This is a genomic window from Paraburkholderia sp. Cpub6 (genome assembly GCF_014201065.1).
In the GTDB taxonomy this organism is placed as follows: Bacteria; Pseudomonadota; Gammaproteobacteria; order Burkholderiales; family Burkholderiaceae; genus Paraburkholderia; species Paraburkholderia tuberum.
In genome coordinates this window covers 178,858-193,880 of the sequence record NZ_JACHDM010000014.1, presented here as the reverse complement: position 1 = coordinate 193,880, position 15,023 = coordinate 178,858, and the positions used below count along the sequence as shown (strand labels likewise).

Here is a 15,023-nt window from a genome sequence, read left to right as displayed (position 1 = left end):
CTGGGCGCCTTTACCGTGCCCGCATTGATGACTGCCTGACGCGCGATCAGGAACACATCGCCGCCGCTGGAGCTGATCCTGCCGAGGTTGATCACCCTCGCGTCCGACTTGCCCGACAGCGTCAGTGCATCACCGCCGTTGATGAAGGCGTCGTTGCAGATATCCAGGGTGGACGCGACGAAACGTCCGCCCGTGCTGACAACGCCCGACGACCCCACGAGGATGCCTTGCGGATTGATCAAATACACGCTGCCCGTCGCATTCAGGCTGCCGAGAATCGCCGAAGGCGCGCCGGCCGTCACGCGATTGAGCGTTGCGCCAGAACCGTTGTCGAAAGTGACAGTGTTGCCCTTGCCGATCGAAAAGCTGTTCCAGTCGATCACGCCGCGAGTTGAGCCCGGCTGCGTGACGACGAGCGCGGCGCCCTGGCCTGCTATGGTTCCCGCGCCGGCAATGTAGTGACCGCCTTGCGGAAGGACGCCGCCAGCGAACGCCGTGTGCGCAAAAGACAATCCAGCGAGCGAGATGCCGATGAGGAGCCGGATGCGTCTGGGCGACTGCTGGCTCGTCACCGGACGAGGTAGGGACGAAAGTGCCATACATCCCCTTCCGCGTAGAGCGGAATGGACGCCAACATCCCCACAATCCGACCGGAGTCGCGTGCGACCGTGGCGTATCCATCATCAGGATTGTAGTTATCGTGACCGCTCTATGCCAGTAAATGTCATGATGTCCCGGCTTGTCTGGCTTTGCTGCACGGTATCGAGCATTGCAAAATTGGCAGCATGCGGCCGGGTATACGCGCAGGATGCGCACGACGAGCATTCGCAACGGTTGCGATGGTGCGACAGGCGAGTTCGAATTCCGATGTCGTGTCGAAAACACACAGGCCCATGTCGACCAGTATTGGCGACGGCATCTCAAAACTGTCTCAGCGGCGCTTTAAGCGGGGCCAGGAGTTACGGCATTCATCGTAGGAAGATTCTTGGAGGCGGGAGACAAGCGCGAGGAAGGGGCGGGAAAGCGCTACAGGTCGGTTTCGTCGTCGAAGAGTTTGTGGCGGATCGCATAGCGAACGAGCCCGTTCTCGTTCGGCATCTGCATTTTGTCGAGGATGCGCGTCTTGTGCGTGCTGATCGTCTTCACGCTGACGGATAGTTCGTTGGCGATCTCGGTGATACTCTGGCCCGCGACGATGCGCCGGAATACCTCGAATTCGCGATCGGACAGCCGCTGGTGCGGCAACGCATCGACAGGCTCGTTCAGAGCCTGTGCGAAACGCTCGGCCATCGCGAGGCTGACATAGACGCCGCCGGAGGCGACCTTCGTCACCGCGCCGACCAACTCCGCGCTCGCGCTTTCCTTGGTCAGGTAGCCGGACGCCCCCGCCTTGAATGCGCGCACCGCGTATTGCTGCTCGGCGTGCATGGTTAGCACGAGAATTCGCAGGTCGGGTTTTTCGTCCTTGATCTGTTTGATCAGATCGATGCCATTGCGTCCCGGCATCGACAGATCGAGCACGAGCACGTGCGCGTGCGCCGCGCGGATCAGCGCGATCGTCGTCGCGCTGTCGTACGCTTCGCCGGCCACCTCGAAGCCGCTCGCTTGCTGCAGGATATGACGCAACCCGTCGCGCACGAGCGTGTGGTCGTCAGCCAGCAACACCTGGATCATGGGTCGATATCTTCCTGTTGCATCGATTGCAAGGGAAATGTCATCGAAATCGCGAAGCCCGCGCTTTGTGCTGTATCGCTCCGAATCGAGCCGCCAGGCATGTGCGCGCGCTCGCGCACGCCGATCAGGCCAAACGGCGTGTGGGGACCGGTGCCTTCTACTGCCTCGCGGCTGACTCCGTATCCATTATCGACTATCCGCGGCAGACAGTGCGTGTCGCTTGTGTGCAGCGTGAGTTCGACCCTGCTCGCTTCCGCGCGGCGGGCGACGTTATTCAGCGTCGAATACAACGCTGATGGCGACCGCGCGTGTGAAGTCGGTGCGGCCGTGTTCTCATTTTGCGCGCTTTCGACGTTTTGGCGGGTTCAACGCTCGGCGGCCGCTCAATGTCCCATCAGGACGGGCACCGTCATCGATTCGAGCATTGTCCGGGTCACGCCGCCCAACACGCGCTCGCACGCGCGCGAATGCGCGTATACGCCCAGCACGAGCAGATCGGCGTGCAGATCCGATACCCGGTTCAGCAGCGTCGCGCCCGTGCCGGCGCGTTCGGCTGCGGCGAAAAACGCATCCCGAGCCCTTTGCAGCCGCACCTCTGCCTGCGTGGCGAGCTGGGCAACGAACTCGTCGTCGGTGCCGAACAGCGGTCTCGCGAGATCCTGGCTCATCACGTACAGGCCGATCAGGTGCGCATCGCAACGTTGCGCCAGATCGAGCGCGATCGCGACGCGGGTGTCGCAGCGTCGGCTATCGTCGATGTGAACGAGCAGAGTCCTGTAACTCATGTCAGCTCCTTTTCGGCAAGGGCCGGGGCAGTCTGGTCGGCGGTCGCGCCGTTCGCGCTGGCCGGAATCAGCAGGACCGGACAACTGGCACTGCGCAGCACGCGCCCGGCGACGCTGCCGAGCACCAGCCGCCGGAAGCCGCGGCGCCCGTGCGTGCCCATCACGATCATGTCGCAGCCAAGCTCGTCCGCCTGCGACAGCAGCGCGTCTCCCACCGGTGTGTCGGATTCGACGCTCAGCTCGCGCACGTCGATCTTCACGCCATGACGCGCTACTCTGAGCGCGATGTCCGCGCCCGGAATCCGGTCGCGCGGCGGTTGATCGGTGGGGGAATCGACTGTCAGCAGGGACACTTTCGCGGCATACGCGAGGAACGGCAGCGCATCGTGGACCGCGCGGGTGGCTTCCCGGCTGCCGTCCCACGCGATCAGCACGTGCCGGCCCGGCGGCCCGAAGGTGTCTGCCGACAGCACGATGTGCTCGACGAACTGTTCGGCGACAAAAGCCGCGGGATCGACCGGGTCCGTCTGTCCGAGCACGATCAGATCGGTGAGGCGGGCATACGGCGGCACGACGTCGTTCGCGTAGCCGTCCGTGGCGATCCACTGAACGTCGATTTTCGCGCGCGCGAGTTCCGCATGAAACAGCCGCTCAAGCGCGCTAGCGCGCTCTCCGCATAATAGTCGGCCGTGCCGGCCCTCACGAGGAACGCGTGGCGCGGCGGCACGTAGCTCGAGAACAGGCCGGTCAGCCGCGCGTGAAAACGGTGCGCGAGGTGTGACGCGATCTCGAGGCGCAGATGCGCACGCGCGCTCGTATCGAGGTGAACGAGAATGCTTTTGTAGCTCATCGCCGGTGCTCCGTGGCAGAACATGGAGAGACGGGCGGCAGCCCGTGCTGAGATCGAGTCCAGGCGCCGGGTAAGCGCGGCTGTTGACGCAGATCAAGCGCGCTAAACCCGCAGCGAACCGCGCAACGCGCCGAAGTCGGTGCGTGGATGACGGTGGACAGGCGTTGGGTCCGGCACCGTGAAAGTCGGCTTGTCGCGCTGCGGATGCATGACATCCGCAAGGTGCAAAGGCAAGCCGTGACGCGCCGCGTTGTAGCTCCGTGCCGCTTCGTCGTAGCGCTCGCGCGCGAAGGCGATCCGGCCGGCCGACGAGGCGAGCCGCGACTGCAGCGCATGAAACGGCGGGCTCGCGCTCAGACGGTGGACACCCTCGCAGGCGATCAGCAGTTGCGAAATCGCGTCGGTCAGATCGCGTTGCGCGACATCGAAGTGTTCAAAAGAAGCCGGCGAATCGAGCAGCGCGGGCGATGCATGCAGATCCGCGACGGCCGCGCGTGACCTTGCCACTTTCGCGAGCACCGGCGCATCGGGCGGCAGATACCCGCGCGCGAGCGTGAGCGCCTGCGCTGTCAGGTCGAGGCGTGCGTCGTACAGGTCCAGCACGTCGGCGAACGCCGCGGCGAGTTCGTGATCGGCAGCCGGCGCCGGATCGGTCCCGCATCCGGACATGCAAAGCAGCGCAAACAGAATCGAAACGATCAGAGCCGCTCTCATGTCGTCCTCGCTGCGGGGTGATTACGTGGCCGTGGCCGTGTGCATCGCCAGCGTAAGCGCCCCGCGCAGGTTCGGCTTGATCGTCATCAATAAAGCGCGGTTCGGCATCGCGATGCGGGTCTCGGCGCGTGTCCCCGGCCGGTGTCGCTTGCGAGGTTTGATCAGGATCAGATTTCATCCGCGGCGTACCGCTATCGTGGGGATTCCAGAACCGATCGTGGAGTGCGCGACGCGAGCGCCGTGGGCGGACGCGACGCAAACAGATTGGAGCCGCGATGAGCAGCAAACTCAGTGAGATCGAGAGCAGCATTGCCTCGGCGAGACAGCTCGACACGGTGATCGGCGCGATGCGCGGCATCGCCGCCGCGCGCGAGCGCGAGGCGCAGGCGCGGCTCGCGGGCATCCGCTCGACGGCGGCGACCGTCGGCGAGGCGATCGGGATGGTGCTGGCTGCCGCATCGTCGGCACATGCGGCGCAATACGCGCCACCGGAAGGCACCGCGCGCATTCTGATCGTGCTGTGCACCGAGCAGGGTTTCGTCGGCGGCTTCAACGAGCATCTGCTGGCTCGCGTCGAACGACTGAAGGCGGACGAGCCGGGCGAGATTTTCATCGTCGGCGCGCGCGGCATGATGCTCGCGCAGGAACGCGCATTGCGTTACGGCTGGTCCATAGGAATGGCCGCGCACGCCGAAGACGTGATGCGCGTGGCCGGTCGGGTCGCGGACGCGGTATTCGCGCGCTTTCGCGATCACGCGTCGTCGCAGATGTGGCTCGTGCACGCGACGCCGGGCCCCGGACTCGACGAGCGCATCGTGACGCGGCGGCTCGTGCCGTTCGATTTCACGCGCTTCAGGGTGGCGTCGCGCGGGCAGGCACCGCTTCTGAACCTGCCGCTCGACGGCTTGCTGAGGGGCCTCACCGAGCGCTACGTGTACCTCGAACTATGCGAAGGCCTGATGCAGTCGTTCGCGGCGGAAAGCGCCGCGCGCGTCGCGGCGATGCTGGCGGCGCGCCGTCATGTGAAGGACCGGCTGCAGGAACTCACGCGCGACTACCGGATCGTTCGGCAGGACGAGATCACCGCCGAAATCGCCGAACTGGCCGCGACGGGCGCCTGCGCGCCGATGACTCCGTCGGCACAGGGGCAGTCATGAAGCGCGCCGCGTGCTGGCTCTGTGTGTCGATGCTCGGTCCGGTGCTGATCGCCGGCTGCGCGAGCGCGGCGCGCGAAGCGGCCTTCCGTCGCGAGGAGGTCGCGCTGTTCGAGGCGCGCCAGCAAGCTGCCGTGCGTTGCGAAGCCCAGGACGATTGCGAGGCGGCGTGGGCGCGCGCACGCGCGTTCGTCGCCACGCATTCGGCGAGCCGGATCGTTCGCAGTGACGACACACAGATCGAAACCGCGCGACCGCATTCGTTCGGCTTCGTGTATCTCGCGGCGCTGAAGGAGCACACCGACGAAGGCAACACGCTGATCCAGCTGAAAGCGATGTGCCGCGGTATGTACGACACCGACGGCAAAGCGAGCCTGCTGTATTCGACCTGCGCGGATGCGATCGTCGCAGTCGAAGGCGAGTTTCGCGCATGGATGCGCTCGGCGAGATGACGCAGGCCGCCGTGCACGAGTGCATATCAGTCCGCGCCAAGGTGAAGCTGTCGTCCGATCGTTCATCGCTGGTCAGCCGATTCCTACGGTCGGTCTCGACGGACTACCCGCGTTTCCGCCGTCGCTGATTTAGATAACGCGGTCCGTTGCCAATAATAGATTCGACGGCACGCCGCATTGCACGGCGTCAAGGTCGGCGAGACTGAGGAGTAGGCAATGAACGACACTGTCATTCCGCTGCGGGCACTGGTCGAAAAATGGCTTGCGCCAACCCGCGCGACACCCGCGCATGTCGTGCGCACCGGCCGCATGGCGATCACGCGGGCGCGTTATGTCCGGCTCGAAGGCGCGATTTCTTCAAGACCCTTGACGATCGTTTTTTTCCGGCACGGCACCGGTTCGTGGGATGTGTTCCCGCCCGATCAACAGGTACCTGCGATGAGCGCGCGGTTTTAAGCGCCGATAGGTATTCGGTGACGCGCGCGGACCAATGACCGCTTGCACCGCTCTTCATCGCGCTTGACTCAGGTCAATGACCACGTTTTGCGTCGTAACACTATAAGCCCGTGGTAACTGGCGCTGACCACGGACGGTTCGCAGAGCGTCCGGACGATATACGAGAGGGGAGCGGAGGATGGGCATCGGCATGCAGATTGTCTATCTTGGCTTCCCAGGCGCGGCGCAGCTTGAAGCGGAGGCAGGTGCGCAACTGGTGCGTCTCGCGCGGTTCGAAGCGCTCTTGTCGAACTGCCATCTGGCGATCGAGGCATTACGCCCGGACCGCACCAGCCTGCTTTACGACGTGCGGCTCGATCTGATCACGCCCGCGCACGAATTCAAGCCGATCGCCCATTGCGCAGGCGACAACGCCGAGGCGGCGATTCGTGGCGCGTTCGATCTCGCGGAACAGGAACTCGAAACGATCGCAGCGCGAGCGCGCACGCACTGACCGACGGCGGCCCGACACACGCTTGATTCAGGTCAAGCCGCAAATGGGGTAACGATCGAAGATAGCAGCGAGGCTGGGCGCGAGGCGCATGCGTACAGCCCGGTCGGGAGGACATCATGGCGCGCGACATGTATCGGATCGTGCTGTCGGTCGTCTGCGTTTTCTTCGCCCTTGGCGCGCTTGCGTGGGCGTTGCACGGCCTGATTTTCGACGATGTCTTCGCGTTCCGCTTTGGCGTCGTGATCGTGACGGCATCGATCACCACGGTCGTCGCGCTACTCAACAGCCAGTCGGACGGCGATTCGTGACGCGGCGATTATCACGTTAGGCAACCTCGCACTCGCGTTCGCGGGTTTCGTGGCGGGCATCGCGGCGGCGTGGGTCTACGGTATCCAGCAGCCGCCGCGGCCGCCCGTTTTCAATCCCGCGTCGAACCCTTATGCGCAGGTGTTTGCGCAACCGGTATCGTCGAGAGCGAGCAGGCCGCCGGCGAGAACATCAACATTTATCCCGACGTGTCGGGCGCTGTCACGCAAGTCCTCGTCCATGACGGCGACAGGGTGAGCCGTGGCCAGCCGCTGCTGACGATCGACGACGCGGTGCAGGCGACCACCGTCGCGCAGCTTGTCGCGCAAGCCGAGGCCGCACGCGAAATTTCGCGCGCTTTCCGGTATGGGTCGGCGCCGCTCACGCGTTTGACCCCGATCAACATCCGTGCTGCCAGGCTCCGTAGGCTTGGAAGTGGAACGTCGGTCAGCTACCCGTACGGCGACGCATCTGACCGGGCGCAATTCGACCGTGTTCATTAAAGGCTTCGCGAATCATGGAAGACGCTTTCGAAAGGCGCGCCCTGTTGCTTCATCTGGGGCGCGTGATGCAATTGATCGTTCGGCTCGACGAAACGGCACCCGCCACGGCAACCATCGGCGAACTGATCGAGCAAAATCCGCTTCTTGAAGACGAGCCATTGCTTGAGCAACTGCGCCCGGATCTGTCCGTCGACGAGTTCAGGACCCACGCGCTTCATGCATTCTGCCTGTGGCCGCGATGGTTGCTCGAAGCGCCCCTCGACCGGGCTGCCCTCGCCGCATCCGTGCGTGACCATCTGTTCAGGGACAACCCGCGCGGCTGGCAAGCTTACGTCATCGGCTTGCGCGGCGACGTGGCGTGGTTCGATGCGAAGCCGGCTGGCCGGCGGCGCCCGTCGCGTCGCGTTGAGGCCGTGGCACTGTCCTTTCCGGACGAAGAGCCGCCGGCATTCGACGGGCCGGCCACCCGAGGCGTCGCAATGGACGTTGAACGCGGCTTCGGCGCCGCCGGCCATCACATCGAAAGCGTGGAAGGATCGGGGCCACGCGATGCAGGCCGCCAGGACGAGCAGCGTATCGCGCCATGCGAATAGCGCGCGGCGGCACACGAACCCGACGGACCGCAGCCCATGACGACCGAACCTGATCCCGTGATCGAAACGCGCGGGCTGGTGCGCCGCTTCGGCACGCTGACTGCCGTCGATAGCGTCAACCTGTCGGTCGCGGCCGGCGAAATCGTCGGTCTGCTCGGGCGAAACGGCGCGTATGACCACGAGCACAAGCACGAGCAGACAGAGAAGTCCTACGATCCAGGCTGCCCGCGTACGCCGTCCAGGGCCCGGTGCAAGCCTCGCCCGCAGAATACTCGCGGCAAGTCGCGCAAGAGGCGCGGTACGCCGCGGTATACGCCGCTCGCTTTTGGGGGGGCGGCGAGAAGGCGAGCGGCCAGCATTCATCGAAACCCTGTCTCATAGAGGACGGAGCGGCAACGCAAAGCGGGTTGATTGCACACCGGGAGGGGGAATCTTCCGCGCGGACCAAAGGCCGGACTTGATGCATGTCAATTTCGCAGGCGCTCTGTGCTTCGGATGAGCGCGCACTTCGGGGCGGAGGAACGCGCGCGGAGCAGTGTTGCCGCTTGCGCTCGCCCGACTTGACTGTTCAATGCTGGAATGCGAAGGACAAGCGTCCTGACCAGGCAGGCATCCAGTCATGGACGAGCTCGCAAGCCAATAGCGTGATCAGCACGCGCACGGCCCGGGCAGGATTGCGAATGCAGGCTTCGACCTGCGCGCTTCTTTCATGCCCCCATACACACCACTGGCACAAATGCTCGCAGTTGTTGGTGAGCAGCCTGTAGTTGCGCTCGCCGAGTCGTGATGCCGCGCGGCGCGCCACTTCACGGCCCGTGTACGGCGCGTGCGGGTGCCGGACGATTTCGATCCTGAAGCCTGCGCAGAAGTGTTCGAACGGGATCGCCTCTACCGGGCCGCCGCAGCATCGGCCGCAAAGACCAGCGTAATGAATCACGCGGCCGCCGCCGATATAAATGCCGTGGTGCATATAACCGGGACGCCGCGAGGCGAGGTGGGCGCCGACTGGAAAATCGTGCATGAACACGCTGTCCATACGTTCTGCTTGAAGTTGGCTCATGACTCGCTCCCAAGGGTTGCCACGGCGCCGGGCTCCATCGGAATAGCGTTCTGGATGGCGGCTTAGCCCGATATGCGCCCGAACATGCGTGCTTCTGTCACGCCTTAAGAATGGGCGGTGGGCCGCTCGACAACAATCAGTCCTCGCTGGCATTTGCGTCCGATTCGCGGCCGCGAGTGTCGGAAATTTCTGAGACGTGCTGGGTGAAATGCTGATATCGAAGCGGGATAACGACGGCATTTCGAATGCGGTGGGCAACCCCGCGAGGCGAACGTGGGGAGGGATGCGGAGGGATGCGGAGGGGAGCGCGAGGCAGTCGGCTTAACGGCGGCGGTCGCCCAGCAGGCGCAGCAGCATCAGGAAGATGTTGAGGAAGTCGAGATAGAGCGCAAGCGCGCCGACGATTGCCTTCTTGCCGGCAACTACATCATCCTCGCCCGCGATATAGATGTCGCGAATGCGCTGCGTATCGTAGGCGGTGAGGCCCGTGAACACCAACACGCCGATTACGGAAACGACAATTTGCAACGCTGTCGAGGCGAGAAACAGATTGACGAGTCCTGCGATCACGATGCCGGCGAGCCCCATGAACAGGAAAGAACTGAAGCGCGACAGATCGGCACGCGTCGTGTATCCATAGAGGCTCGTTGCCCCATAGGTGGCCGCACTGACGAGAAACACGCGCGCGATGCTTTCGCCCGTGTACACGAGAAAGATGCCGGACAGCGAGAGGCCGACCAGTGCGGCGTACGACCAGAAGCTGATCCGGGCCGCGCCGAGGCCGATGCGCTCGATGCGAAAACTCAGCAAAAAGACCAGCGCGAGCGGGGCCAGCAGCACCACCCAAAACAGCGGCGTGGCGGCGATCGACGCATACAATCCGCTCGCCGCCCCTACATAGGCAACGACGCCCGTCAGCACGAGGGCCGCGGCCATATGATTGTAGACACGCAGCATATATTGCGAGAGGCCGGGCTCGCTGCTTTCGAGTCCGCGCTGCGCCGCCGCGGGGCGGTCGTTGCCGATGAATCTGTGTTCCATGATCGCTCCTCTCGCTGGAATCGGGGGACCGGCTCAGCGCACCGGCGCGCCGTCCCGCGTGATCTGAACCGCGGTCGCCTCGACGTAGTCGACTCGCACGCTGTCGCCTGCCTCGAGCCCGTCGAGCAGGCGATCGGACGACGCCTGCAGCACCACCGTGCGTGTCGGGCCGCGCAACGTCAGCTGACGCTTGCCGCGATCGATCTGCACGACCGTGACCACAGCCTCGACGCGGTGCATGGCGAGGGACGCGCCGGTCGTGAATCCTTTGTCGACGCGCTCGCGGATGCCGCTCGAGTTCGATTTGTCAGCGCGCAGCAGCAGGGCGCGATTGAATGTGACGGCGACGGTGTCGCCCAGCCGCAATTTGCCTACGTCGCCAATACTCCGGTCCACCGCCACGTCCACGGGTTCGCCGTTGTCTTCCAGTAGCGTCATGCTGTTTCGTCCGGTATCGATGGCAAAGACGACCGCGTTCGCATGCGCGACGCTGGTGCCCGAGAAGGGGTTCTCAGGGGGCGCCTGCGTCGTGGCTTCTTCTCCCATTGCCGCGAGCATCGCCGCGGCGCTGAATACGAGCCCCGCTATGGCAGCAAGTAATCCATATTGCCCTCTGCATTTCATCGTGTGTCCTCCGCGCCATTCGACTCAAATCCGGTTGTTCACGCCGCCACGCCCGATATGTCTCAACGGCGCATTCCTTCTGTTCACATGCGCCAGCAGCTGCGGCGCGTAGGTGAGTTCGGCCAGCCTCGCGCGGAAGCGAGGATGAACGCACGCGAGCGACACGACGACCAACGACCCCGGCAGCGCGAGAAATCCGATGAGCAAGATCCGTTTGAGCATGCTGAGCCTCGTTTGAGCTTCACGTACGGTTTCAGCGTAAGCCCTCGCGCGCCGGTGCGTTTGATGCACGTCAACGGCGACACGCATGTCGCGGTCCGCGACCGCATCGCGTTCTACGTTTCGTCGGTGATCGCGGAGGCGGGCAGGCGCGATCTCACGGATGAGGACAGGTGGCCAGCCGCATCAGGCTCGCCGCCGCGCTCGAGGATGGAGGCGCGCACCCGCTCGCGCAATCGCGCGGTCGCGCTGCTCGCGGCTCGCGCGGGCGCATTGGCGAGCGCGACGAGGATGTCGGCTGGTGTTCTGGCCAAGGCGAACGCGTCGATCGGCAACTGGACGCCGAACGGCCGCTCGATGCGCGCCAGCAGTTCCGCACGCGCAAGGCTGTCGAAGCCGAGATCTCGCTCGAACTGGGTCTCCAGTGTGACGGGCACGAAGACAGGCGTGCCTGTTGCGGCGGGTGCGGACGGTTCCTGATCTTGCGGCGCGCCGTGGAGTTCGAGACTGAGCGAGCGAATCACGTCCAGCAGTCGGTTCTGTGCGCCCGTGACGTGAGTCGTTCGCGGTTCAGCCTGTAATTGCGTCATGAGCGTCTCCTCGTGAAATCGCCGAATCGAATCCGGAGGGGGTGAACATGACATTCCTCACGCAAAGCGCGCAGATTCAGTTCGACATCAGCACCGGCACAGCCATCGATTGCAGGAGCGTGCGCGTAACGCCGCCCCACACGGCTTCATGCCAGCGCGCGTGCCCGTATCCACCCATGACAATGAGGTCGCAGCCGCGACCCTGGGCGCACGACTGCAAGACGCTTCCTACGTGCTCCCCGGTGGCGCCCTCGAGTTCGAGTACTTCGACGACCGCGTCGTGACGGGCGAGCGTCAATGCAATGTCGGCACAGGGGATGCGCGCGCCAAGCGGCTCGTCCGCCGGACCATGCACCGTCACGATGATGTTCTGTTGCGCGCGGGAAATGAACGGCAGGGCGTCGTGAACGGCGCGCGTCGCCTCGCGGCCTCCATCCCATGCGATCAGGATCCGGCTTCCGACGCTCGGGAAAACGCCGGTGTAGGGCAGGAAGAGCACGGGGCGTCCCGCTGTCAGCATCAGCTGTTCGCCAATGTGATCGTGAATGTATGTTTCGGGGGCGTTCGGGTTTGTCTGGCCGGCGATGATGAGGTCAGCCACACGCGCCTGCCGCGCGATGCTTCGCCTGTCGCTCGCGTCGCGGCACAGGAATTGACCGGAGATCTCCGCATGCCGGCACCTTGCATCGAACAACTCCCTGAGGGCGCCGCGCCGCTGTTCGCCCTGTCGAATCACTTCCGCGTACAACCCGGCCGCGCCCGGTATCGCGGAGAAAGTGTGAGCATCTGAAATGGGCGCTATGTCGAGCCCCACCAGGTGCGCACCAAACTGCCGGGCGATCCGCAACGCGATTTCGAAGCGCTGCCGCGCTGCTTCGCTGTCGTCCAGTTGCACCAGTAGGTCGCGGTAGTTCATCGCATTGGCTCCGTCGGCACGCAAGAGATATCTTCGCGCGTAACTGAATTCAGTCTAGGGAGCCAGGGCGCCATAGCGTTGACATAAGTCAACAGGATTCGGGGCTTGCCGGGCTTTACAACATGTGTGCGAAGCGATTCGCCAGCAGCCGGGTCGCCGCTTTTGGGCCGGTCACAGCCGCACAATCCACTCGTTGCCGTCCTTCATGTAACACCGCTTGACCGTCGCCCATGCCACACGGTGCGCGATGCCTTCGTGACGCACATCGGCTGCGTATTCCTCGTACGCGGCGTTAAATGCCGCCCTGTAGATGTCCTGCGCGTGCTGCGGCAGATGATCCCGAACCAACGCGGGCATATCGGCATCGCTGGAATAGGGCATCTCGTTCTCCGGTCAAAGAGGTCACGTCTCCGTTACGTGCGCGGGACCGAACGGCATCGACACGTCCCTGGCAAGGGCGGTAGCCTCGCGGCGTGGGTTATTTCGAGTCGTCCATCCTGAAAGCCGGCGAACCAGATGTTTCCAGTTTGCCGATGGGCACCTGCGGCAGCACTTGCGGTGCTCGAACGCTTGCTGGACGATGCGCCGCCGCAGGTGCGACGCCGGCAGGACCGACCAGACCGGTGGGCGCTGAAATTGGCAACGCGGTGGCGGGGTTTGCGCCGCCTCTACTGGCGACATTCCAACACGCCTCGACAACGTCCGAGACGTTTTTGCAGTATCGCATCGCGCTGGACACGCACTCGGGCAACATGAGGCTCGCGGTCGATATGAATTCGAGCGGATTGCGTGTGAGCACGCAACGCGCCCAAGCTTCTTCTACCAACGCCAGCCAATCGACGTAGGCTTGCGTCTGCGCATTGGTGAAGGCCGTTCAGATGTCCGGCAAATCGCGTGCAGTGGACTGAGTCAACATGAATGCCTCCCGTGGTCGTGGTCGCGAGACCGCCGTCAGCGCTGCCGCTATACCGCGCTATGCCACGTACGCAGTGGTAACCCGTACTTCGAATGGCCAAATGAGTCCGACTCGCCAAATGGTATTCCCGGTGCCGCGCACAACCTTCGCCACAAAGTGACTTGCCGTGATTGGCTGATCGAAGGTCTGCCGCTGGCCAAGATAGTCGTCGCTTATTTTTCCATCGGCGCGCAATGTCCACTCGTCGTAACTGCCCACATAGTCGTTATCGCTGAGACATGGCGAAACGGAGGTGCGTCGACGACAACGAATCAACAGACATTGTCCTAATGCGAAAATCAACAGCGTGCCTCACGGCCATCGCATCTCGCGCTTGAGCGGCGCAAGCTGGTTCACGCGCAGTTAGAACAGTATTCCGAATAGTCTTTTCAGCAATTCCTCGAGAGACATCATCGTAAGCGCCAGCGGCACAATTGGCACAAGTACAGCTGCCGCGAGCCGTATCACAGAGTCTCTCGTGATGGGCGCAAGCCGCATTGTTCTGACCACGTCGAAGCTGTTCGCGAGGTCAGCCAGCGACTGAATATCGGCGCTACCCACCAACGCTTCGTCCGTTGGCGCTCCGTTTCGGAGCCACTTGGCGTCGAACTCGCGTACATAGCGCTCCGCCAGGGCGCCGTATTCGCCAAGCCCTTTGCGCTTGGCATTCGCGAGCTGGGGGGCAAAGACAAGTAGTGGACCGAATACCAGACAGAGAAGAAACAGCACCATGGTGGCCACTTCGACCTTGAAGTCGGTGAGAGCTGCACCGGTAAACAGGATTCGATCCGCGAATTGCGCGGCTAGCATTGCACCGTGCGCGACCAGGAGAACGGTAAATGCATAGACTGTATTGGCGAGGAAGCCGAGTCCACCAACGCGGTCGGGATGACTGGGCGCGAGATTGAGTTCGATGCGCGAGACCTGCCAAAGAAACCGTGTCCAGATGAACAACCGGAAATACCAGCGAACCAGCAAAAATTGAAAGATCGGAAGACTGACATAACCGTACCACGTGCCTGCAAGGGAAAGCTTCAGGCCATCCGGCGTAGCACTCGCGTACCAGGTGCTCACCTGAAGCGCCGTGTAGTGGCGCCAGATAACAAGAACGCCGACGCCATAGACGAACGCAAGCAACAGGACCTCGGTAAGTACGGAGTTGCGCAAGCGGAATGCCGACCTGATCACCTTGTCGAACTGTTCTTTCGACTTTTCAGGGATGATCTGGCGGTCGATGAACGCCCGGGCGATAGGACGAAGCCTCCGATGGACGACGATTTCTGCGATGACCAGTAACGGTACGGCAACGAGGAGCCTGATATGCGCTTCGAGGTCATACAGGAAGGGCACCGTTATCGTGCGGTCCAGCAGGTGTCCCTCCAGGGCAGCGAGAACAACGAGCGGGATCCAGGTCAGAAGCACGATCGCAGCGATACGCTGGCGCACCAGCGCCAGCGTATCGTTCGCCATGTGCGCGCGGCACATGAGCTGAAAGAGTGGGCCGCCAAGTACAAGAGAAAAGTTATCGCTGTCCCGGAGGATTTCATCGGCGGACGGTGCAGCAGCGGGCGTGGTACCGGGTTGTATGCCCAATTGACCAGACATTTTTTAACCTCCCCTCTCGTCGGACAGACAACG

The 15,023-nt window shown here is 63.4% G+C and carries 20 protein-coding genes and 2 pseudogenes; 7 read left to right on the top strand and 15 right to left on the bottom strand.

The genetic code is table 11. The features are described 5' to 3' along the window. The 6 genes and pseudogenes from HDG33_RS23050 to HDG33_RS23025 all read right to left on the bottom strand — a co-directional run. On the bottom strand, positions 1-599 hold a 599-nt coding region (locus HDG33_RS23050; RefSeq protein ID WP_184033806.1), incomplete at its 3' end, for a filamentous hemagglutinin N-terminal domain-containing protein. Between the two features lie 427 nt (positions 600-1,026). Continuing rightward, complete coding sequence (locus HDG33_RS23045) at positions 1,027-1,674, bottom strand: response regulator transcription factor (protein ID WP_184033803.1); 648 nt, start codon at positions 1,672-1,674, stop codon at positions 1,027-1,029. Next, complete coding sequence (locus HDG33_RS23040) at positions 1,671-1,964, bottom strand: hypothetical protein (RefSeq protein WP_184033800.1); 294 nt, start codon at positions 1,962-1,964, stop codon at positions 1,671-1,673. Before HDG33_RS23040 ends, HDG33_RS23045 begins: the two co-directional genes overlap by 4 nt. 93 nt (positions 1,965-2,057) lie before the next feature. Next, complete coding sequence (locus HDG33_RS23035; protein WP_184033797.1) at positions 2,058-2,459, bottom strand: universal stress protein; 402 nt, start codon at positions 2,457-2,459, stop codon at positions 2,058-2,060. A gap of 68 nt (positions 2,460-2,527) precedes the next feature. After that, a pseudogene (locus HDG33_RS23030) lies at positions 2,528-3,309 on the bottom strand (universal stress protein); the annotation flags it as partial. A gap of 102 nt (positions 3,310-3,411) precedes the next feature. Next, positions 3,412-4,023: a LemA family protein gene (locus HDG33_RS23025; RefSeq protein ID WP_184033794.1), complete on the bottom strand. Its 612-nt coding sequence runs from the start codon at positions 4,021-4,023 to the stop codon at positions 3,412-3,414. Between the two features lie 275 nt (positions 4,024-4,298). On the opposite strand from HDG33_RS23025, the gene HDG33_RS23020 reads away from it, so the two are divergent. The 6 genes and pseudogenes from HDG33_RS23020 to HDG33_RS22995 all read left to right on the top strand — a co-directional run. Continuing rightward, complete coding sequence (locus HDG33_RS23020) at positions 4,299-5,180, top strand: F0F1 ATP synthase subunit gamma (RefSeq protein WP_184033791.1); 882 nt, start codon at positions 4,299-4,301, stop codon at positions 5,178-5,180. Next, positions 5,177-5,629, top strand: coding sequence for a hypothetical protein (locus tag HDG33_RS23015; RefSeq protein WP_184033788.1), 453 nt, complete (start codon positions 5,177-5,179; stop codon positions 5,627-5,629). The genes HDG33_RS23020 and HDG33_RS23015 overlap by 4 nt, the downstream gene beginning before the upstream one ends. Positions 5,630-5,845: 216 nt before the next feature. After that, positions 5,846-6,085 carry a hypothetical protein gene (locus HDG33_RS23010; protein ID WP_184033785.1) on the top strand — a complete coding sequence of 80 codons (240 nt, stop codon included), beginning with the start codon at positions 5,846-5,848 and terminating at the stop codon, positions 6,083-6,085. Between the two features lie 178 nt (positions 6,086-6,263). After that, complete coding sequence (locus HDG33_RS23005) at positions 6,264-6,578, top strand: hypothetical protein (protein WP_184033782.1); 315 nt, start codon at positions 6,264-6,266, stop codon at positions 6,576-6,578. Positions 6,579-6,694: 116 nt separating this feature from the next. Further along, on the top strand, positions 6,695-6,886 hold the full coding sequence (locus tag HDG33_RS23000) for a DUF2964 family protein (RefSeq protein WP_184033779.1): 192 nt from the start codon (positions 6,695-6,697) through the stop codon (positions 6,884-6,886). Positions 6,887-6,893: 7 nt separating this feature from the next. Next, positions 6,894-7,226, top strand: a pseudogene (locus tag HDG33_RS22995) (biotin/lipoyl-binding protein); the annotation flags it as partial. A 157-nt stretch (positions 7,227-7,383) separates the two neighbouring features. Here the strand turns inward: HDG33_RS22995 and HDG33_RS22990 are convergent. The 8 genes from HDG33_RS22990 to HDG33_RS22955 all read right to left on the bottom strand — a co-directional run bounded on the left by HDG33_RS22990 (position 7,384) and on the right by HDG33_RS22955 (position 12,811). Further along, positions 7,384-8,172, bottom strand: coding sequence for a hypothetical protein (locus HDG33_RS22990; RefSeq protein WP_184033776.1), 789 nt, complete (start codon positions 8,170-8,172; stop codon positions 7,384-7,386). A gap of 376 nt (positions 8,173-8,548) precedes the next feature. Beyond that, complete coding sequence (locus HDG33_RS22985; RefSeq protein WP_184033773.1) at positions 8,549-9,040, bottom strand: lecithin retinol acyltransferase family protein; 492 nt, start codon at positions 9,038-9,040, stop codon at positions 8,549-8,551. A 321-nt stretch (positions 9,041-9,361) separates the two neighbouring features. Next, a complete protein-coding gene (locus HDG33_RS22980; RefSeq protein WP_184033770.1) occupies positions 9,362-10,081 on the bottom strand; it encodes a Bax inhibitor-1/YccA family protein in 720 nt (239 codons plus the stop codon). Between the two features lie 33 nt (positions 10,082-10,114). Then, positions 10,115-10,705 (bottom strand): hypothetical protein, encoded by a 591-nt coding sequence (locus HDG33_RS22975; protein WP_184033767.1) that lies wholly within the window; start codon positions 10,703-10,705, stop codon positions 10,115-10,117. Between the two features lie 24 nt (positions 10,706-10,729). After that, positions 10,730-10,927 carry a hypothetical protein gene (locus HDG33_RS22970; RefSeq protein ID WP_184033764.1) on the bottom strand — a complete coding sequence of 66 codons (198 nt, stop codon included), beginning with the start codon at positions 10,925-10,927 and terminating at the stop codon, positions 10,730-10,732. 113 nt (positions 10,928-11,040) lie between these two features. Continuing rightward, a complete protein-coding gene (locus HDG33_RS22965) occupies positions 11,041-11,514 on the bottom strand; it encodes an acyl carrier protein (protein WP_184033761.1) in 474 nt (157 codons plus the stop codon). 76 nt (positions 11,515-11,590) lie between these two features. Next, a complete protein-coding gene (locus HDG33_RS22960) occupies positions 11,591-12,430 on the bottom strand; it encodes a universal stress protein (protein ID WP_184033758.1) in 840 nt (279 codons plus the stop codon). Between the two features lie 171 nt (positions 12,431-12,601). Next, on the bottom strand, positions 12,602-12,811 hold the full coding sequence (locus HDG33_RS22955) for a ChaB family protein (protein WP_184033755.1): 210 nt from the start codon (positions 12,809-12,811) through the stop codon (positions 12,602-12,604). A gap of 92 nt (positions 12,812-12,903) precedes the next feature. Between HDG33_RS22955 and HDG33_RS22950 the strand changes: the two genes are divergently transcribed. Further along, positions 12,904-13,275: a hypothetical protein gene (locus HDG33_RS22950; RefSeq protein ID WP_184033752.1), complete on the top strand. Its 372-nt coding sequence runs from the start codon at positions 12,904-12,906 to the stop codon at positions 13,273-13,275. 473 nt (positions 13,276-13,748) lie between these two features. Here HDG33_RS22950 and HDG33_RS22945 read toward each other — a convergent pair whose 3' ends face one another. Then, positions 13,749-14,990, bottom strand: coding sequence for a hypothetical protein (locus tag HDG33_RS22945; RefSeq protein ID WP_184033749.1), 1,242 nt, complete (start codon positions 14,988-14,990; stop codon positions 13,749-13,751). Positions 14,991-15,023 lie beyond the last annotated feature (33 nt).